Annotated in this window: 18 protein-coding genes; 5 read left to right on the top strand and 13 right to left on the bottom strand. The window is 57.0% G+C overall.

Going from position 1 to position 20,093, the window contains the following annotated elements; all coding sequences use genetic code 11:
* The first annotated feature begins 21 nt into the window (after window positions 1-21).
* Complete coding sequence (gene tsgA, locus ROR01S_RS21685; RefSeq protein ID WP_004868431.1) at window positions 22-1,206, top strand: MFS transporter TsgA; 1,185 nt, start codon at window positions 22-24, stop codon at window positions 1,204-1,206.
* On the opposite strand, the gene ROR01S_RS21690 is transcribed toward tsgA, so the two are convergent.
* On the bottom strand, window positions 1,203-2,528 hold the full coding sequence (locus tag ROR01S_RS21690) for a cytosine deaminase (protein ID WP_064359869.1): 1,326 nt from the start codon (window positions 2,526-2,528) through the stop codon (window positions 1,203-1,205). The two genes, tsgA and ROR01S_RS21690, sit on opposite strands and share 4 nt — an antisense overlap.
* A gap of 239 nt (window positions 2,529-2,767) precedes the next feature.
* Between ROR01S_RS21690 and nirB the strand changes: the two genes are divergently transcribed.
* From nirB to cysG, 3 genes are all read left to right on the top strand, one after another.
* A complete protein-coding gene (gene nirB, locus ROR01S_RS21695) occupies window positions 2,768-5,311 on the top strand; it encodes a nitrite reductase large subunit NirB (RefSeq protein ID WP_004868435.1) in 2,544 nt (847 codons plus the stop codon).
* Entirely contained in the window at window positions 5,308-5,634 is a 327-nt protein-coding gene (gene nirD / locus ROR01S_RS21700) for a nitrite reductase small subunit NirD (RefSeq protein ID WP_004868437.1), read from the top strand. Before nirB ends, nirD begins: the two co-directional genes overlap by 4 nt.
* Before the next feature lie 155 nt (window positions 5,635-5,789).
* Entirely contained in the window at window positions 5,790-7,163 is a 1,374-nt protein-coding gene (cysG, locus tag ROR01S_RS21705; RefSeq protein ID WP_064359870.1) for a siroheme synthase CysG, read from the top strand.
* Window positions 7,164-7,283: 120 nt separating this feature from the next.
* On the opposite strand, the gene trpS is transcribed toward cysG, so the two are convergent.
* The 12 genes from trpS to ROR01S_RS21760 form a co-directional block, all read right to left on the bottom strand.
* Window positions 7,284-8,288 (bottom strand): tryptophan--tRNA ligase, encoded by a 1,005-nt coding sequence (trpS, locus tag ROR01S_RS21710; protein ID WP_015585618.1) that lies wholly within the window; start codon window positions 8,286-8,288, stop codon window positions 7,284-7,286.
* Window positions 8,281-9,042, bottom strand: a complete 762-nt coding sequence (gene gph / locus ROR01S_RS21715) for a phosphoglycolate phosphatase (RefSeq protein ID WP_004868442.1) — start codon at window positions 9,040-9,042, stop codon at window positions 8,281-8,283. Before gph ends, trpS begins: the two co-directional genes overlap by 8 nt.
* Window positions 9,035-9,712 carry a ribulose-phosphate 3-epimerase gene (rpe, locus tag ROR01S_RS21720; protein WP_004868444.1) on the bottom strand — a complete coding sequence of 226 codons (678 nt, stop codon included), beginning with the start codon at window positions 9,710-9,712 and terminating at the stop codon, window positions 9,035-9,037. Before rpe ends, gph begins: the two co-directional genes overlap by 8 nt.
* A 16-nt stretch (window positions 9,713-9,728) precedes the next feature.
* A complete protein-coding gene (gene dam, locus ROR01S_RS21725; RefSeq protein ID WP_064359871.1) occupies window positions 9,729-10,553 on the bottom strand; it encodes an adenine-specific DNA-methyltransferase in 825 nt (274 codons plus the stop codon).
* Between the two features lie 77 nt (window positions 10,554-10,630).
* Window positions 10,631-11,929 carry a cell division protein DamX gene (gene damX, locus ROR01S_RS21730; RefSeq protein ID WP_004868448.1) on the bottom strand — a complete coding sequence of 433 codons (1,299 nt, stop codon included), beginning with the start codon at window positions 11,927-11,929 and terminating at the stop codon, window positions 10,631-10,633.
* 84 nt (window positions 11,930-12,013) lie between these two features.
* Window positions 12,014-13,108 (bottom strand): 3-dehydroquinate synthase, encoded by a 1,095-nt coding sequence (aroB, locus tag ROR01S_RS21735; protein ID WP_004868451.1) that lies wholly within the window; start codon window positions 13,106-13,108, stop codon window positions 12,014-12,016.
* Between the two features lie 55 nt (window positions 13,109-13,163).
* Window positions 13,164-13,685 (bottom strand): shikimate kinase AroK, encoded by a 522-nt coding sequence (gene aroK, locus ROR01S_RS21740; protein ID WP_004868452.1) that lies wholly within the window; start codon window positions 13,683-13,685, stop codon window positions 13,164-13,166.
* A 393-nt stretch (window positions 13,686-14,078) separates the two neighbouring features.
* Window positions 14,079-15,317: a DNA uptake porin HofQ gene (gene hofQ / locus ROR01S_RS21745; protein ID WP_015585617.1), complete on the bottom strand. Its 1,239-nt coding sequence runs from the start codon at window positions 15,315-15,317 to the stop codon at window positions 14,079-14,081.
* Entirely contained in the window at window positions 15,256-15,645 is a 390-nt protein-coding gene (locus tag ROR01S_RS26540) for a HofP DNA utilization family protein (RefSeq protein ID WP_015585616.1), read from the bottom strand. Before ROR01S_RS26540 ends, hofQ begins: the two co-directional genes overlap by 62 nt.
* A complete protein-coding gene (locus ROR01S_RS21750; RefSeq protein WP_064359872.1) occupies window positions 15,635-16,084 on the bottom strand; it encodes a HofO family protein in 450 nt (149 codons plus the stop codon). The genes ROR01S_RS26540 and ROR01S_RS21750 overlap by 11 nt, the downstream gene beginning before the upstream one ends.
* The gene (locus ROR01S_RS21755; protein ID WP_015585614.1) at window positions 16,068-16,607 is read right to left on the bottom strand and encodes a PilN domain-containing protein; all 540 of its coding nucleotides are present in this window, start codon (window positions 16,605-16,607) and stop codon (window positions 16,068-16,070) included. The genes ROR01S_RS21750 and ROR01S_RS21755 overlap by 17 nt, the downstream gene beginning before the upstream one ends.
* Complete coding sequence (locus ROR01S_RS21760; protein ID WP_064359873.1) at window positions 16,604-17,395, bottom strand: type IV pilus biogenesis protein PilM; 792 nt, start codon at window positions 17,393-17,395, stop codon at window positions 16,604-16,606. Before ROR01S_RS21760 ends, ROR01S_RS21755 begins: the two co-directional genes overlap by 4 nt.
* A gap of 118 nt (window positions 17,396-17,513) precedes the next feature.
* Here ROR01S_RS21760 and mrcA point away from each other — a divergent pair, with 118 nt between their 5' ends.
* Window positions 17,514-20,072 carry a peptidoglycan glycosyltransferase/peptidoglycan DD-transpeptidase MrcA gene (gene mrcA, locus ROR01S_RS21765; RefSeq protein ID WP_064359874.1) on the top strand — a complete coding sequence of 853 codons (2,559 nt, stop codon included), beginning with the start codon at window positions 17,514-17,516 and terminating at the stop codon, window positions 20,070-20,072.
* Window positions 20,073-20,093 lie beyond the last annotated feature (21 nt).

The following is a 20,093-nucleotide window of genomic DNA, read 5'->3' on the forward strand; positions in this document are numbered from 1 at the left end:
ATTTCTATTCACAGGCCAGTCATGACTAACAGCAATCGTATCAAGCTCACATGGATCAGCTTCTTTTCCTACGCCCTCACCGGCGCGCTGGTGATCGTCACCGGAATGGTGATGGGAAATATCGCCGATTATTTCCATTTGCCCGTCTCCAGTATGAGCAACACCTTTACTTTCCTCAACGCCGGTATCCTGATCTCTATCTTCCTGAACGCCTGGCTGATGGAAATTGTGCCGCTGAAAACCCAGCTGCGTTTTGGCTTCATTCTGATGGTCCTGGCCGTTGCCGGGCTGATGTTTAGCCACAGCCTGGCTCTGTTCTCCGCATCCATGTTCGTTCTGGGGCTGGTCAGCGGGATCACCATGTCGATCGGGACCTTCCTGATCACCCACATGTATGAAGGCCGCCAGCGTGGCGCGCGTTTGCTGTTTACCGACTCCTTCTTCAGCATGGCGGGGATGATCTTCCCGATGGTCGCCGCATTCCTGTTGGCCCGCAGTATCGAGTGGTACTGGGTTTATGCCTGCATTGGGCTGGTCTACGTTGCCATCTTTATTCTGACCTTCGGCTGTGAGTTCCCGGTTCTTGGCAAAAAAGCACAGCAGGATAACCAGCCGGTCGTGAAAGAAAAATGGGGCATCGGCGTGCTGTTCCTCGCAATTGCGGCGCTGTGCTACATCCTCGGTCAGCTGGGCTTTATCTCCTGGGTACCGGAGTATGCCAAGACCCTGGGCATGAGCCTGGCCGATGGCGGTAAGCTGGTGAGTGATTTCTGGATGTCGTACATGATTGGTATGTGGTCGTTCAGCTTCATCCTGCGCTTCTTCGACCTGCAGCGCATCCTGACCGTACTGGCTGGTCTCGCCACCGTGCTGATGTACCTGTTCATCAACGGTTCACCGGAGCATATGCCGTGGTTTATTCTGACCCTCGGCTTCTTCTCCAGCGCGATTTACACCTCGCTTATTACGCTGGGTTCGCTACAAACCAAAGTCGCGTCGCCGAAACTGGTGAACTTTGTACTTACCTGCGGCACCATCGGCACAATGCTGACCTTCGTGGTGACCGGTCCGATTGTGGCTGCCAGCGGCCCGCTGGCAGCGCTACACACCGCTAACGGCCTCTACGCCGTGGTCTTTGTGATGTGCTTAATCCTTGGCTTCGTCTCCCGCCACCGCCAGCACAACGCGGCTGCGGCCTCCCACTAAGCCTTTGTTGGCCCCTTTGCGTCAGTGAAGGGGCTGTTTCGACTAAAGAACAGCTCCTCTCCTCCTCTGTCGGTCTGGATCCAGGTCTGGGCCAGTTGCGTTGTGGCAATCACCCGTCCCTGACGAATCGACCAGCGAACCGGTACCTGACAGCGAACCGCTTCAAAGCCATTCTCCGCCGGCAGAATAACCAGATTCGCGGGATAGCCCGGCACAATACCGTAATCGTGCAGACCAAAGGTGCGGGCGCTGTTGTCGGTAATCAGCTTCAGCCCATCGTTGATCTGCTGATAGCCCATCAGTTGACAGACATGTAACCCCATATGCAGCACCTGCAGCATATTGCCGGTGCCCAGCGGGTACCACGGGTCGAAAACATCATCGTGACCGAAACAAACGTTAATACCCGCCGCCATCAGCTCCTTCACCCGGGTGATGCCACGGCGCTTTGGATAATCGTCAAACCGCCCCTGGAGATGAATATTGACCAGCGGGTTAGCAACAAAGTTGATTCCCGAGAGCTTTAGTAACCGAAACAACCGCGAAGTATAGGCGCCGTTATAGGAGTGCATCGCGGTGGTATGGCTGGCCGTAACCCGTGGACCAATGCCCTCTTTCAACGCCAGAGCCGCCACCGTTTCGACAAACCGCGACTGCTCGTCGTCAATTTCATCGCAGTGAATATCCAGCGGGCGTTGATACTGCTGCGCCAGACGGAACGCGATATGCAGCGATTCCACGCCATACTCGCGGGTAAACTCAAAGTGCGGAATGGCGCCGACCACATCGGCCCCGAGCCGCAGGGCCTCCTCCAGCAAGGCCTCACCATTGGGGTAGGATAAGATCCCCTCCTGGGGGAAGGCGACTATCTGCAAATCTACCCATGGCGCTACCTCCTGTTTCACCTCCAGCATCGCCTTTAATGCCGTCAACGTCGGGTCAGACGCGTCAACGTGCGTGCGGACAAACTGAATCCCGTTGGCGATTTGCCATTTCAGCGTCTTCCACGCCCGGGCCTTCACATCTTCGTGACTCAATAGCGCCTTACGTTCTGCCCAGCGCTCAATCCCCTCAAACAGCGTCCCGGACTGGTTCCAGTTTGGCTCGCCGGCAGTTTGGGTGGTATCGAGATGAATATGCGGTTCAATAAATGGCGGGATCGCGAGCCCACCGCGGGCATTGAGCACTTCATAACTTTCGCTGCGCGCATCGCCCATCGGGGTGATATCGCCAAAACAGCCTTTATCTATCGCGATCTGCCATAGCCCTTCGCGATCGGGCAAACGTACGTTCTCAATCAACCAAAGCGGAACTGCTGTCATCTTGATGACTCCCGTGAATATGCCGTTTTTTCGCCCAACCCATAAACATTCCCCCGCATCCATTTTGTACACAAAAGCAACAACAAGGAAAAGCCTGAGTTTTCCATAACTTATAAAAATCCAGAAAAATCATAAGCATACCCATTAAGTGGTAGGCGCGGGCGATCTTGATTTGTATCAATAAGTGTACTGGCTGAATCGTTAAGGTAGGCGGTAATAGAAAAGAAATCGAGGCAAAAATGAGCAAAGTCAGAATCGCTATTATCGGTAACGGCATGGTTGGCCATCGCTTTATCGAAGAGCTTCTTGATAAGGCGCCTGCCGGACAGTTCGACATTACCGTGTTCTGTGAAGAACCCCGTATCGCTTACGACCGCGTCCACCTGTCGTCTTACTTCTCCCATCACACCGCCGAAGAGCTCTCGCTGGTCCGTGAAGGTTTTTACGAGAAACATGGCGTTAAAGTCCTGATCGGTGAACGCGCTATTACCATTAACCGCCAGGAGAAAGTGATTCACTCCAGCGCGGGACGCACCGTATTTTACGACAAGCTGGTGATGGCGACGGGTTCCTATCCGTGGATCCCGCCAATCAAAGGCGCGGACACTCAGGACTGCTTTGTGTACCGCACCATTGAAGATCTGAACGCGATTGAATCCTGCGCGCGTCGCAGCAAACGCGGCGCCGTCGTCGGCGGCGGCCTGCTGGGCCTCGAAGCCGCCGGCGCGCTGAAAAACCTCGGCGTGGAAACCCACGTCATCGAATTTGCCCCCATGCTGATGGCCGAACAGCTGGATAATATGGGCGGCGAGCAGCTGAAGCGTAAAATCGAAAGTATGGGCGTGAAGGTCCATACCAGCAAAAACACCAAAGAGATTGTCCAGCAGGGCAGCGAGGCCAGAAAAACCATGCAGTTCGCCGATGGCAGCGAGCTGCAGGTTGATTTTATCGTCTTCTCAACCGGTATTCGTCCACGCGATAAGCTGGCGACCCAATGCGGTCTGGCCGTGGCGCAGCGTGGCGGTATCGTGGTCAATGACACCTGCCAGACCTCCGATCCGGATATCTATGCTATCGGCGAATGCGCCAGCTGGAACAACCGCGTCTACGGTCTGGTGGCGCCGGGTTATAAAATGGCCCAGGTGACCGTCGACCATCTCCTCGGCAACGACAACCGCTTTATCGGGGCCGATCTCAGCGCCAAACTGAAGCTGCTTGGCGTTGACGTGGGCGGCATCGGCGATGCGCATGGCCGCACGCCTGGCGCCCGCAGCTACGTCTATCTTGATGAAAGCAAAGAAGTCTATAAACGACTGATCGTCAGCGAAGACAATAAAACCCTGCTTGGCGCGGTGCTGGTCGGAGACACCAGCGATTACGGCAATCTGCTGCAGCTGGTGCTCAACGGTATTGAACTGCCGGAAAACCCGGACTCGCTGATTCTGCCGGCACACGCCGGCAGCGGTAAGCCGTCAATCGGCGTCGATAAACTGCCGGACAGCGCGCAAATCTGCTCCTGCTTCGACGTGACTAAAGGGATGCTGATTTCCGCCATCAACAAAGGCTGCCATACCGTCGCCGCGCTGAAAGCAGAAACCAAAGCCGGTACCGGCTGCGGCGGCTGTATTCCGCTGGTGACCCAGGTGCTGAACGCGGAGCTGGCGAAACAGGGGATCGAAGTGAACCACAATCTGTGCGAACACTTTGCCTACTCCCGCCAGGAGCTGTTCCACCTGATTCGCGTAGAAGGGATTAAAACCTTCGAAGAGCTGCTGGCGAAACACGGAAAAGGCTACGGCTGCGAAGTGTGTAAGCCGACCGTTGGCTCTCTGTTGGCCTCCTGCTGGAATGAGTACATTCTCAAGCCTCAGCATACGCCGCTGCAGGATACGAACGATAACTTCCTCGCCAATATCCAGAAAGACGGGACCTATTCGGTTATCCCGCGCTCCGCCGGCGGCGAAATTACGCCGGAAGGTCTGGTGGCCGTAGGGCGCATCGCGCGCGAATATAATCTCTACACCAAAATCACCGGTTCCCAGCGTATCGGCCTGTTCGGCGCGCAAAAAGACGACCTGCCTGAAATCTGGCGTCAGCTGATTGAAGCGGGCTTCGAAACCGGCCACGCGTATGCCAAAGCGCTGCGTATGGCGAAAACCTGCGTCGGCAGCACCTGGTGCCGCTACGGCGTCGGCGACAGCGTGGGCTTCGGCGTCGAGCTGGAAAATCGCTACAAAGGCATCCGTACGCCGCATAAAATGAAGTTTGGCGTCTCCGGCTGTACCCGTGAATGTGCGGAGGCGCAGGGTAAGGATGTGGGGATTATCGCCACCGAGAAGGGCTGGAATTTATATGTCTGCGGCAACGGCGGGATGAAGCCGCGTCACGCCGACCTGCTGGCTGCCGATCTCGACCGCGAAACGCTGCTCAGCTATCTCGATCGCTTTATGATGTTCTATATCCGTACCGCCGATAAGCTGACGCGTACCGCGCCGTGGTTAGACAACATGGAAGGCGGCATCGACTACTTGCGTAGCGTCATTATCGACGACAAGCTGGGCCTGAACGCCCACCTGGAAGAAGAGCTGGCGCGTCTGCGTGCCGCTGTCGCCTGTGAGTGGACCGAGACGGTCAACAATCCGGCGGCACAAACCCGCTTCAAACACTTTATCAACAGCAACCAGCGCGACCCGAATGTCCAGGTCGTACCGGAACGCGAGCAGCACCGTCCGGCGACGCCGTATGAGCGTATCCCGGTCACTCTGGTGGAGGAGAACGCATGAGCCAGTGGGTAAACATCTGCAAGATTGACGATATTCTGCCTGCAACCGGCGTCTGTGCGCTGCTGGGCCAGCAGCAGGTCGCCCTGTTCCGGCCTTACCATGACGATCGGGTCTATGCGATCAGCAATATCGACCCGTTCTTCAATGCCAGCGTGCTGTCGCGAGGCATCATTGCCGAGCATGAGGGTGAGCTGTGGGTCGCCAGCCCATTGAAGAAACAGCGCTTCCGTCTGCGCGACGGCCTGTGCATGGAAGATGCAAGCCACTCCATTGCGCATTTCGATGCGCGCGTGAAAGACGGCAACGTTCAGCTGAAGGCATGATGCCCTGAGGTTCCCGCCGCGCTCCGGCGGGAACCATATTTTCTTCTTATGCCAACTAAGCGGTAGGCGCCCGAAAAATCGTATATTGTGCCAACCCTCTGCTGCTATGCTACGACCGCTTATCCCTCTCCCACTGCTTGCTGCGAGGATGTTCCGTGGATCACTTACCTATTTTTTGTCAGCTGCGCGGCCGCGACTGCTTACTGGTCGGCGGCGGTGATGTTGCCGAACGCAAGGCGCGCCTGCTGCTCGATGCCGGCGCCAGAGTCACGGTCAACGCGCTGGGGTTCTCGCCGCAGTTCCATGTGTGGGCCGATTCACAAATGCTGACCCTGGTGCAAGCGCCGTTCACCCCGGCGCTTCTCGACACCTGCTGGCTGGCCATCGCCGCCACCGACGATGAGGATGTCAATCAGCAGGTCAGCGACGCGGCAGAGGCACGGCGGATATTCTGTAACGTGGTCGATGCGCCGCAGCAGGCCAGCTTTATTATGCCGTCGATCATTGACCGCTCGCCGCTGATGGTCGCGGTATCCTCTGGCGGTACCTCACCGGTGCTGGCGCGGCTGCTGCGGGAAAAGCTGGAGTCGATTCTGCCGCTCCACTTAGGCCAGCTGGCCCACTATGCCGGCCAGCTGCGGTCGCGGGTGAAAAAACAGTTTGCGACGGTCGGCGAACGTCGACGTTTCTGGGAAAAGCTGTTCATCAACGACCGTCTGGCGCAATCGCTGGCCAATGAAGACCGCCAGGCCGTTGCCGATACTACCGAGCAACTGTTAACAGAGCCGCTGGACCACCGTGGCGAAGTGGTGTTGGTCGGCGCCGGTCCCGGCGATGCCGGGCTGCTGACTCTCAAAGGGCTCCAGCAGATCCAGCAGGCGGACGTCGTGGTGTATGACCGCCTGGTCTCTGACGACATTATGAATCTGGTACGTCGCGACGCCGATCGGATTTTCGTCGGTAAACGCGCGGGCTATCACTGCGTGCCGCAGGAAGAGATTAACCAGATCCTGCTGCGCGAGGCGCAGAACGGACGTCGCGTGGTGCGCCTGAAAGGTGGCGATCCCTTTATTTTTGGCCGCGGCGGCGAAGAGCTGGAAACCCTGTGCAACGCCGGGATCCCCTTCTCGGTGGTACCAGGAATTACCGCGGCTTCAGGCTGTTCCGCCTATTCAGGTATCCCGTTAACCCATCGCGATTTCGCCCAGGGCGTCCGCCTGATCACCGGCCATCTGAAGACAGGCGGCGAGCTGGATTGGGAAAACCTGGCGGTAGAGAAGCAGACGCTGGTGTTTTATATGGGGCTGAACCAGGCCTCTGCTATCCGGGAGAACCTGATTGCTCACGGCATGGCGGCGGATATGCCCGCGGCTATCGTTGAGAACGGCACGGCGGTCAGCCAAAGAGTCGTCGCCGGCACCTTAGATCGGCTGGATGTTCTGGCGCAGCAGATGGCCAGCCCGGCGCTGATTATCGTGGGCCGCGTGGTCAGCCTGCGCGACAAGCTGAACTGGTTCTCCCATCACTGATACTGACGTTTCGGGTTCGGCTCGCGGACCCCGAGAAACTGACCGGCAAACGTCGCATATGCTGAAAATACAAAAGGGCGGGATTGACCCGCCCTTTTCTGTTTCTCTCCCGGCTATCGCTTACGGCTTCGCCACAAAACCAATGGCTTCATAGACCGCTTTCAGCGTTTGCGACGCGCGAGCGCTGGCTTTTTCCGCCCCGTCTCTCATCACCTGATTGAGGAACGCTTCGTCGTTACGGAAGCGGTTATAGCGCTCCTGCAGTTCCAGCAGCATACCGGACACCGCATCAGCCACTTCGCCTTTCAGGTGACCATACATTTTGCCTTCGAAATGTTGCTCCAGCTGCGGAATACTCTGCCCGGTGACGCCCGAGAGGATATCCAGCAGGTTGGAAACACCGGCTTTATTCTGCTGGTCATAGCGAACAACAGGCGGCTCGTCACCGTCGGTCATTGCACGCTTAATCTTCTTCACCACCGATTTCGGGTCTTCCAGCAGGCCGATCACGTTATTGCGGTTGTCGTCTGACTTGGACATTTTCTTTGTCGGTTCAAGCAGGGACATCACGCGAGCGCCGGAGGCAGGAATAAACGGCTCAGGCACTTTAAACACCTCGCCGTAAAGGGCGTTGAAGCGCTGCGCGATATCGCGGCTCAGCTCCAGGTGCTGTTTCTGATCTTCGCCAACCGGAACCTGGTTGGTCTGATACAGCAGAATGTCCGCCGCCATCAGCACCGGATAGTCAAACAGACCGGCGTTAATGTTTTCCGAATAGCGCGCGGATTTGTCTTTGAACTGGGTCATACGGCTCAGTTCACCGAAATAGGTGTAGCAGTTCAGCGCCCAGCCCAGCTGCGCGTGCTCCGGCACGTGCGACTGAACGAAGATGGTGCTTTTCTCCGGGTCGATACCGCATGCCAGGTAAAGCGCCAGAGTATCCAGCGTCGCTTTACGCAGTTTCTCAGGATCCTGACGCGCGGTAATGGCATGCAAATCTACGATGCAGTAGATGCAGTGATAATCATCCTGCATGCTCACCCATTGACGCAGCGCACCCATATAGTTGCCAATGGTCAATTCACCTGAGGGCTGTGCGCCACTAAAAACGATGGGCTTAGTCATTTTTCAATTCCTGAGTTTCACTATACGGTAGCCCAAGAGCGGGCAAGAGTTCATTAAACTGGTCAAAGATATAGTCCGGTTCACTGAGCGCGATCGACTCGCCGTAGTTATATCCGTAGGTCAGCCCGATGGAGCGGCAGCCCGCGGCTTTAGCCGCCTGGATATCATTACGTGAATCACCAACGAACAGCAGCTCAGCAGGCGCCAGGCCCAGCTTCTGCGCCACAAGCAGCAGGGGATCCGGATGGGGTTTTTTATTCTTCACATCATCGCCGCCGATGACGACCGTAAAATACTTCGCGATATCCAACGCGTCCAGAATTGGCGCAACGAACGGCGTCGGCTTGTTGGTTACCAGCGCCAGCGGCAGGCCTTTCGCATGCAGTGCGCCAAGCGTATCAGCCACCGCCGGGAACAGAAAACTGCCTTCTTCCGCCGCTTCAGCATAGTAGCGATCGAACAGCTTACGCAGCACCATCAGCTGCTCTGCCTGTGGAATATCGTCATGATCGACGGAGGGTTTCCCCATCGCAGCACGCTGGGTTGCGCGTTCCTGACGCGCCCAGCTCAGGGCCCGCTCCATCAGAACATCCGCACCGTTGCCGATCCAGGTTACGACGCGCGCCTCGCCGGCCATCGGTAGCTCCAGCGCATAGAGCGCGCTATCAACTGCCGCTGTCAAACCCGGCGCGCTATCGACCAGCGTGCCGTCAAGGTCAAAGGCGACACCGCGAACAGAGTGTAATTTATCCATGACTAACCTTTGCTAATTCACTACGCATTTGATCGATAACCTCCTTGTAGTCCGGACGATCGAAAATCGCCGAACCGGCAACAAACATATCCGCGCCTGCCGCCGCAATATCCGCAATATTACTGACCTTCACGCCGCCGTCGACTTCCAGACGAATATCATAACCCGACGCATCGATGCGCTGACGCACTTCGCGCAGTTTATCCAGAGTCTGGGGGATGAAGGACTGACCGCCGAACCCCGGGTTAACGGACATCAGCAGGATAACGTCCAGCTTATCCATCACATAATCAAGGTAGCTCAGCGGCGTGGCCGGGTTAAACACCAGACCGGCTTTACAGCCATGTTCTTTGATCAGCTGCAGGCTGCGATCGACGTGCTCAGAGGCTTCCGGGTGGAAGGTGATGATGCTGGCGCCCGCCGCGGCGAAATCAGGAATGATGCGGTCGACCGGTTTCACCATCAGGTGCACGTCGATCGGGGCGGTGATGCCATAGTTGCGTAGCGCTTTCAACACCATAGGGCCGATGGTCAGATTCGGCACGTAGTGGTTGTCCATCACGTCAAAGTGCACAACGTCCGCACCTGCAGCCAGCGCTTTGGCGGTATCCTCGCCCAGACGGGCAAAATCAGCCGACAGAATCGAAGGGGCAATCAAATACTGCTTCATCCGCATCTCCTTGAAATTATTTAGTCTTGGGCGGACGGTAAAGAGCCAGAAGCTCGTCCACCTTCTTTCGTGTACCACCGTTGCTGCTGATACTGCGTCGAACTTTGACGACATGCAGTTTAGCCTGACGATACCATTCGCGCGTGAGCGCCGTATCGTGGTTGGAAATCAGAACCGGAACCCGCTGCTCCAGCAGGTTCTCCGCCAGCTGCGCCAGATGGGCCTGCTGCTCGGCGTTAAAGCTGTTCGTATGATAGGCCGTAAAATTGGCGGTAGACGATAACGGCGCATACGGCGGATCGCAATAGACCACCGAAGAACCGTCCGCGCGCGCCATACTGTCGGCATACGACTCACAGTAGAAGTACGCATTCTGCGCCTTCTGGGCAAAATGATACAGCTCAGCTTCCGGGAAGTAGGGCTTCTTATAACGGCCGAACGGTACGTTAAATTCGCCGCGCAGATTATAGCGACACAGGCCATTGTAGCCATGGCGATTCAGATACAGGAACAGCACCGCACGACGCAGCGGATCCTGACTTTGGTTGAATTCAGTACGGAACTGATAGTACTGCTCTGCCGCGTTATTCTCGGGCGTAAACATTTCACGCGCCGCCGCAACGTACTCATCCGTCCGCAATTTAACGATGTTGTAAAGACCGATCAGGTCGCTGTTGATGCCCGCCAGAATATAACGAGAAAAGTCGGTATTAAGAAATACCGACCCTGCGCCAACAAAGGGCTCAATCAGACAATCGCCTTGCGGCAAGTGTTTCTTTATATCGTCAAGCAGGGGGTATTTACCCCCTGCCCATTTCAGAAAAGCGCGATTCTTTTTCATGCTGCCTAACTAATTACCACATTCTCCGGCTGTGGAGAAAGCTCCGACAGCACCCTGCGCTTAAGACTACACCGCACTTACTTCAGATCGGCCTGAACCTGATGCAGCGGTTTCGCCCACGGGTTTTTCGCCTGCACATCCGCTGGCAGAGTGGCTACAGCACGCTTCGCTTCATCTTTCGAAGCGTAGATACCGCTGACCAGTACATACCATGGCTGACCGTTACGCGTGGTCTCGTAGACGACATATTTATCCAGCTTCTCTTTCTTCGCCCAGCTATTCAGGTTGTTGTAGTTGGAGGAGCTGCTGAGTTGCAGAGTGTAGTTACCCGACGGCGCCGCTTTCATCGAGCTGACATCGCCCGCAGTTTTACCCCCGGCAGTTGCAGCCGGAGCCGCCGTCGCCGCAGCGGTAGCCGCTGGTGCGGTCGCGGTTGTCGTTGTCGTTGTCGTCGGAGCCGGCTTCGTCGTCTGTGCGGTGGCAACAGGTTTGCTCGGCTGAGCGACAGGCGCTTTCACCGGCGCAGCCGCAGCGGTGCTTTCAACACGCTTCGGCTGAACAGGTTTCGCTTCAACCGGCGCTTTCGCCACTGGTTTCGGCTCAATCACCGTATGCTTACGCTCTACCGGACGCGGAGCGGCAGCAGTCTGACGTTCAGTTGTTGCCTGACGCGGGGCGGCGCCATTACGGACAGGAGCAACGGTCGCCGGTTCAGTCGGCAGCGTAGAGTTCGCTACGGCGCTGTCAATCTGGCCCTGCTGCTGAGTCAAGGCATTATTCAGGTCGCCCTGCACCTCAACACGCTGCTGTCCCTGCGGCTCAGCGCTAGTCTGGCCCTGAGTCGGATTAGAGGCGATCGGCGGCAGAGAAACATCCTGCTGCGGGTTGTTTGCCGTGGTCTGGTCCTGAGCGGCAGGCTGGCCATTGCCAGACTGTCCATTGTCAGACTGATCGCCTGACAGGTTAATGCTCTTTTCGCCTGACGCGGTTTGTTCACTGGAAGAGGATGGCGATTTCAGTGCAGAGCCAATGCCAACGATCAGCAGCAGCAGCACGAGAATCCCCACCCCCATCATAATATACTGGCGGGAGGCTGGCTTCGCGGGCGCTTTCTTACGCTTGCGCGGACGACGCTCAACCTGCTGCTCTTCCGACTCTTCGTCTTCTTCAGACTCTACGTCCGCTTCATACTCTTCTTCATCGCGCTCACGGCGTGCTTTGCTGGCGCGCGTCGGACGGCTGTCGTCCGCATCAAGATCGACATCATCAAAATTGATCTGCGGATCGCTATCGCGCTCGGAAGATTGACGGGAACGACCAGTACGACGATCGCTGCGATCGGCTTTCAGATCATCTTCTGGTTTTAATTCATCCATTTAACACCCCACTAAAAGGCTTATGCTCACGACTATTGCATGTCACCTGAAATGATAACGCCGCGCGGACGCGGCTAGACCTTCTTATTGTTGCGCTAGCTGAGTATCAGCAATCGCGCCAAGAACAACATCATGCGACACTCCGCCGCGAACTTCGCTTTTCCCTATTGCCAGCGGTAGCACCAGCCGCATTTCGCCTGCCAGCACCTTTTTATCACGCATCATGTGGGGCAGATACGCCTGCGCAGTCATCTCCTGCGGCCCACGTACCGGCAAGCCCGCACGCTGCAGCAGCGTCACGATACGCTGTGTATCCTGTGCGCTGAACTGCCCTAATCGCTCGGACGTATGCGCGGCCATCACCATACCGGCAGCAACGGCTTCACCGTGTAGCCAGTTACCGTAGCCCATTTCGGCTTCGATAGCATGACCAAAAGTATGTCCAAGATTGAGTAAAGCACGTAACCCGGTTTCGCGCTCGTCGGCCGCAACAACTTCGGCTTTCAGCTCACAGCAACGACGAATACAGTACGCCATCGCCTTCTCATCAAGCGCCATCAGCGCATCGATATTGCTTTCCAGCCAGCTGAAGAATTCACCGTCGAGGATAATGCCGTATTTGATCACTTCGGCCAGTCCGGAAGAGAGTTCACGGGCCGGCAACGTCTTAAGACAGTTGAGATCGACGACCACGGAAACCGGCTGCCAGAAGGCACCAATCATGTTTTTACCAAGAGGGTGATTGACGGCCGTCTTGCCACCGACCGAAGAGTCCACCTGCGACAGCAGGGTGGTTGGAACCTGGATAAAACGCACGCCGCGCTGATAGCTAGCCGCGGCAAAGCCGGTTAAATCACCGACCACGCCGCCGCCGAGCGCCACCAGAGTGGTGTCACGGCCGTGCGGTTTTTGCAGTAAAGCGGTAAAGACCGAGTCCATCACCGTCAGGCTTTTGTACTGCTCGCCGTCGGGTAGAATGACGCTATCTACGTTAACCCCCGCCTGCTCCAGTACAGAGCGAACGTTATCCAGATAAAGCGGCGCCAGCGTTTCATTGGTGACCAGCATAACCTGGTCGCCTGATTTCAGTGGCTGGAAGGAAGCTGGATCGTTAAACAAACCAGCCGCGATGGTAATCGGGTAACTACGTTCCCCGAGGGTTACAGTAAGCCTCTCCATAACGCGACGTCCACCTCAGTTGCTTTTTACTCTGACGCTCTTTATTAAGCCAGAATCAATTGCTTTCCAGCATATGAATAATCTGGTTTGCCACTACTTTTGCGCTCTGATCGTCGGTACGGATAGTGACGTCAGCAATCTCTTCATACAGTGGGTTGCGTTCGTCGGCCAACGCTTCAAGAACTTCGCGAGGCGGCGCTTCAACTTGTAAGAGAGGACGCTTTTTATCGCGCTGCGTACGGGCAAGCTGCTTTTCGATCGTTGTTTCCAGGTACACCACCACGCCGCGGGCGGAGAGACGGTTACGCGTTTCACGGGATTTCACAGAGCCGCCGCCAGTCGCCAGCACAATTCCCTGTTTTTCCGTCAACTCATTGATGATCTTTTCTTCACGGTCGCGGAAGCCGTCTTCACCTTCGACATCGAAAACCCAGCCCACATCTGCGCCAGTGCGTTTCTCAATCTCTTGATCAGAATCGTAAAATTCCATATTGAGCTGTTGGGCTAACTGGCGCCCAATAGTGCTTTTGCCGGCACCCATAGGCCCAACCAGAAAGATATTGCGTTTCTCTGCCATTTTTTCGGTACTACTAAGACTATTCGTTAATGGTAAACCCGCTTCGCGAATACCCAGCGCAGCAGGACATGAACTGAAACCTCATATGCAATAGAGCGAGAGTCAGACTAAAAATTATCTCAATACTCAGGCAGGTTTGGCAACTGAATATACTCGTCATTATTCAAACTACCTCGCCGTCGGCTGCACTCATCCGCCTCCAGGTGCATAGTTATCTATGTTTCTGGGGGTAAACCAGCTTACCGCCTCGACGCATCCTGAATGATCTTGTGGATAAATCACCGGACAAAAAGGGAGGATTGATGCCGAACCCGACTCTCAAATCGGTACCCCTTGTATGCTAAATCCGTCCTCACGTCAAACACCTGAAACGTGTTTAGCAAGAAAAACCGCTTAATGCACTGCCAGAATTCGTGGGGTAATGAAGACAACCAGTTCACGCCGTTCGTTATCTTTGCCGTCGCGACGAAACAGCTGGCCGAGCAGCGGAATGTCGCCCAGTAGCGGAATACTGTCGCGGGCAGATTTCTTTTTTTGCGAAAAGATTCCGCCCAGAGCCAGCGTTTCGCCGCTTTTCACTTCAACCTGGGTCTCAATTTCCTGTTTATCGATAGCCAACGCTTCGCCATTTTCCTGCTTCAGAACCTGACCTGGCGTATTCTCCGTAATGCGTAGTTTCAGGCGCACACGATTCTGTTGCAGAACCGTTGGCGTGACCTCCATTCCCAGTACCGCCTCTTTGAACTCAATCGATGTTGCACCGCTTTCCCCGCGCGAGACCTGATAGGGAATTTCACTCCCCTGCTTAATGCTGGCAGACTGCATATGAGAAGCCAGCAAACGCGGGCTGGCGATGATTTCCACCTGCTGTTTTTGCTCCAGCGCCGAAAGCTCCAGCTCCAGCAAGCGCCCGCTCAGGCGGCCGATATTAAACCCCACGCGATTGCTGGCATTGTTCAGCGCCTGATGGCTGCTTAAGGTCGTCAGCTTACCGGAACCCGGCATGCTGCTGGCTTCGGCCATGCTCCATTTCACCCCCAGTTCACGCAGGCTGGTTTCGCTCATCGAGACAATATGTGCCGCCAGCTCGACCTGACCGACCGGCAGATCCATCTCCTGGGCCCACGCGGTCAATGCCGACAGATGCGCGGCATCGTCGTGAATGAACAGTCGATTGGTGCGTTTATCCACCGTCAGGCTACCCCGGGCGCTGAGCAATTTATCCCCGGACTTCGCCAGCTCGCTCGCATCAGCATGCTGCAGCATCACGCTATGCCTTTGCAAAGGCAGGTTCTGCAATTGCTTCGCGCGCGCCGCCTCTTGTTGCGCCTGCCGCGCATTTTGCCAGACCAGCGTATGCACATGCAGTACCGTGCCCTGTTGGTTATACATCAGCCCGGCGCTATCAATCACCGCGCGCAATGCCTGCTGCCAGGGAACGTTCTTCAGATGAAGCGACACCGTACCGCTGACGTCAGGCGCCACAACCAGATTTTTTTGCTGCATCTCGGCCAGCGTTTGCAGTACCTGGGCAACCGGCACATCGTCCACCACCAGCGACACGAGTTTCTCATTTTTTGCCGTCGCTATTGCTGGCAACAGCAGAAACAGCAGGCTTATCCATCGCATCATATTTTGTTCCTTTTTCCCGCAGCCATTCCCAATGCGCAGGTTCGCATCCAGGCCCTGTTGTTATTGCAACTCGCTCCGCCGTCAGCAAATGGATTCGCCAGCCTCCCGGCAAAGCGTCCTCTTTTCGCACCCGGCGCCATTGGTTACGATGATCCAGTAAATAACCCACCCAATAGTGCCTATGACCGACCGCGCCGCCATAGCGCCATTGCGCCAGCTGTGCCGTCTGGCAGCGATCCTCCGGAGGCCGAAACGGATCGCGATCGCCGGCCAGCAAGGATAGCGGGAGCGGAAGCAGCCACAGAAAACGCCAACCCTTACCCCACATCTTCGGCCTCCAGCTGTAGCGTCATCAGGAGCGTCTTTTTTTCCGGACGCAGTGAAAAGCCCGTTACACGCATTCCGCACTCCGCCAGCCAGGAAAACAGCGGCGGGACCGCCTGCCAGCGGACCTCCAGCAGCAGCTCGCCGCCGCGCCCCGACGGGCGCCAGCTCACCAGCATGGCGCCTGATACCGGCAGCGTAATCGGGGAGAACAGCGAGCGCTTTTGTTCATCCGGGAAGGCATTTTGCAAGGTAGTCTGCAGCGGTATTAACCGAAGCCACTGCTGGCGCAGACGGAGATGTCCGTCGGTTTCTGCCGGAGGAGGCGAAGCTGACAGCCGGAAAAAAATCACCGCGATCAGCCCCAGAACAATCGGCAGCGCGAGCCGCCCGCCGCGCAGAGAAAAAAATGCCGTCATTCCACGTTCAATGAGTGCCTGCATCAGCGTGCTCTCCGCTCAGGGAAAAGCGAAACTGCCAGCGCCCCTGCTCACCGCGGCGCGTTTCATCGGCTCTGGCCGGTTTGAATCCGGCAACCGCGCTCAGCGCTTTTTCCAGCCCCGCCACGGCCTTAAGATTCAGCGCCAGACCGCTCAACATCAAGGTATCGCGCTGATACTCCAGCCGGGTTAACCAGGCCTGCTCCGGTAGCTGCGCGGCGATTGCCCATAACCGGGACTGCCAGGCCTCGGTTAATGCCCTTTTTTGCTGTCTCAGGCGCAGCCGCTGTCCTTGCTGCTGTCGCTCCAGCATCATGCTTTCGCGCTGCCGGAGTGCGGACCAGAGCTGGTTTTCAGCCGCGGCTCTCACCGCAGTCAGCGCCTCAACCGCGTGACGCTCAGCCCGCTTAACCTGAGCAATCGTCAGCAAGATCAGTAGAAACCCCACCGCGTACAGCAGCACGATACGCAGCCGCTGGCGGCGACGCGCTTCACGCCAGGGCAAAAAATTCACCGCCGTCGTCATCGTTGCCGCCCTCCTAACGCCAGCCCAATCGCCACGGCATAGCGCTCTCCACAGTCCGGCAGCGGTGGCTGCAGGCGATGAATCACGCGCCAGGGGTCAAAAGAGGTCTCATCGCCAGAACGCGTGGCGCAGCGCTGGAGTGATTTGGCATCGATCAACCGGGAGAGCTGTGAAAACGAAGAGGCTTCAGCGCACGGTAAACTGCCCCAGCCTTCCCGCGTTGCCCACAGCCAATGAGGATCGTTGCGCCACGCGAGGCCTTGCGAGCCAGACGGCAGCCAGGGGAGGAATGCTGCCAGCGCGCAGGCATCCGGTACAATGCCTGCGATGCTCAGCTTCAGGCGGGCGGCGAGCTGGCGCAGAACGTCGATATCCAGGCGTTGTGCTGCCGTCACCCGCCATTCGTTCTTTGCCGGCGAGGCGGAATAATCGACACATAGCGAGGCGGCCGGCATCTCCAGCTGTTGCGCCATCACGCTGGCTATCCAGGTTGCCCGCTCCTTATCGCGCAGAGACAGCTGCGGACGCGGCAGCTGCTTTTGTAACGTTCGGCTGGCCGGAAACGCAATGCTGACCTGATGTTGCAAAGGCAGTTCCCGCCGCCAGTTCTGCAACCGTTTCGCCAGCGCAGCCACGTCAACCACCATGCCATGGCGCACGATGCCGGGCGCCAGTTCGATATCCCACCAGCGGCATAACGCCCAGCGGGAACGCGCGTAGCGCAGTGCGACCAGCACTATTGCGTCCTGTTGAATATGCATCCCGATACGCCAGTTGCTGAAAGCCATGCTTACGATCTCCTTGTCCGCCATTACGGCTCGACTCTATCAATGCACCAGGCTTGCCTTTATACTACCGCGCGTTTGTTTATAAACTGCCCAAATTAAACTTAATGGGAAATCTCCGGTGAAGTTCGTAAAGTATCTATTGATCCTTGCAGTCTGTTGCGTACTGCTGGGAGCAGGCTCGGTTTTTGGCCTCTATAAATATATTGAGCCGCAACTCCCTGACGTCGCGACCCTGAAGGATGTGCGTTTGCAGATCCCGATGCAGGTCTATAGCGCGGATGGCGAGCTTATTGCGCAGTATGGCGAGAAACGCCGTATTCCCGTCACGCTGCAGCAAATGCCGCCCGAGCTGATCAAAGCGTTTATTGCCACCGAAGATAGTCGTTTCTATGAACATCACGGCGTCGATCCGGTCGGTATTTTCCGTGCAGCCAGCGTCGCCATGTTCTCAGGCCATGCCTCACAGGGCGCCAGTACCATCACCCAGCAGTTAGCGCGTAACTTCTTCCTGAGCCCGGAGAAGACGCTGATGCGTAAGATCAAAGAGGCCTTCCTGGCGATTCGCATCGAGCAGTTGCTGAATAAAGACGAAATCCTTGAGCTGTACCTGAATAAAATCTATCTCGGCTACCGCGCCTATGGCGTCGGCGCGGCGGCGCAGGTTTACTTTGGTAAATCTGTCGACCAGCTTAGCCTGAGCGAAATGGCCGTTATCGCCGGCCTGCCTAAAGCACCATCGACATTTAACCCGCTCTATTCCATGGACCGCGCGACCGCGCGTCGTAACGTTGTTCTGGCACGTATGCTGAGCGAAGGCTATATCACGCAGACGCAATACGATCAGGCGCGCAACGAAGCCATTGACGCCCGCTACCACGCACCGGAAATCGCTTTCTCGGCGCCTTATCTCAGTGAAATGGTCCGCCAGGAGATGGTCAACCGCTATGGCGAGCAGGCGTATGAAGATGGCTACCGCGTTTACACCACTATCACGCGGAAAAACCAGCAGTCCGCTCAGCAAGCCGTCCGCAATAACGTGCTCGATTACGATATGCGCCATGGCTACCGCGGCCCGGCCAACGTGCTGTGGAAAGTGGGCGAAACGCCCTGGGATCAGGCGAAAATCATCGCATCGCTGAAAAGCCTGCCCGGCTACGGGCCGCTTGCTCCGGCGGTGATTACCTCGGCAAATCCCCAGGAAGCGGTCGCGCTATTAAGTAATGGAACGTCGGTCACGCTGAACATGGAGGGCGTCCGCTGGGCGCGTCGCTTTATCTCCGATACCCAGCAAGGAGCGACTCCGCGCAAGGTCACCGATGTCCTGCAGTCCGGGCAGCAAATTTGGGTCCGTCAGGTCGGCGACCGCTGGTGGTTGTCGCAGGTACCGGATGTGAACTCGGCGCTGGTTTCCATTAACCCGCAGAACGGCGCCATTATCGCCCTGGTCGGCGGGTTCGACTTCAATCAAAGTAAATTCAACCGCGCGACCCAGGCCCTGCGCCAGGTAGGCTCGAACATTAAGCCGTTCCTCTACACCGCGGCAATGGATAAAGGCCTGACGCTGGCCAGTATGCTTAACGATGTGCCGATTTCCCGTTGGGACGCCGGTGCCGGTTCCGACTGGCAGCCGAAAAACTCCCCGCCGCAGTACGCCGGCCCGATTCGCTTGCGTCAGGGACTGGGGCAGTCGAAGAACGTCGTGATGGTTCGCGCCATGCGTGCCATGGGCGTGGATTACGCGGCGGAGTATCTACAGCGTTTCGGTTTCCCGGCGGGGAATATCGTGCATACCGAGTCGCTGGCGCTGGGGTCCGCATCCTTTACGCCGCTGCAGGTTGCGCGCGGTTATTCGGTGATGGCCAACGGCGGCTTCCTGGTTACGCCATTCTTTATCAGCAAAATCGAGACCGATCAGGGCGGCGTGATCTTTGAGGAGCGGCCTAAAGTTGCCTGTCCGCAGTGCAACCTGCCGGTCATTTACGGCGATACGCCGAAATCCGACGTGCTGGAAAATAAGGATGTCGAAGATGTCGCGACCTCGACAACACCGCAGAACTCCGCGGTGCCGCCGCAGCCAGAGCTTGAACAGGTCAACCAGGCGCTGGTTGCCCAATCCGGCGCCCAGGAATATGCGCCGCATGTGATTAGCACGCCATTGTCATTCCTGATTAAAAGCGCCCTGAACAGTAACATCTTCGGCGAACCGGGCTGGATGGGTACCGGCTGGCGCGCCGGGCGCGATCTGCAGCGCCACGATATCGGCGGTAAAACGGGGACCACCAACAGCTCAAAAGATGCGTGGTTCTCCGGCTACGGCCCGGGCGTCGTGACGTCGGTATGGATTGGTTTTGACGATCACCGCCGCGATCTGGGGCGGACTACCGCATCCGGCGCGATTAAAGATCAGATTTCCGGCTATGAGGGGGGAGCCAAAAGCGCCCAGCCAGCCTGGGATGACTTTATGAAACGCGTGCTGGAAGGCGTACCTGAAGAGCCATTAACCCCGCCGCCTGGCGTGGTAACGGTCAATATCGACCGCAGCACCGGTCAGCTGGCGAGCGGCGGTAACAGCCGCGCCGAATACTTCATTGATGGCACACAGCCGACCCATCAGGCGGTGCATGAAGTGGGGACCACGATCACCGATGGTGGCGGTGAAACCCACGAACTGTTCTGACAAAAAAAGCGCCTGCGGGCG

Origin of the sequence: Klebsiella ornithinolytica NBRC 105727 = ATCC 31898, assembly GCF_001598295.1 — a bacterium.
Taxonomy (GTDB): domain Bacteria; phylum Pseudomonadota; class Gammaproteobacteria; order Enterobacterales; family Enterobacteriaceae; genus Klebsiella; species Klebsiella ornithinolytica.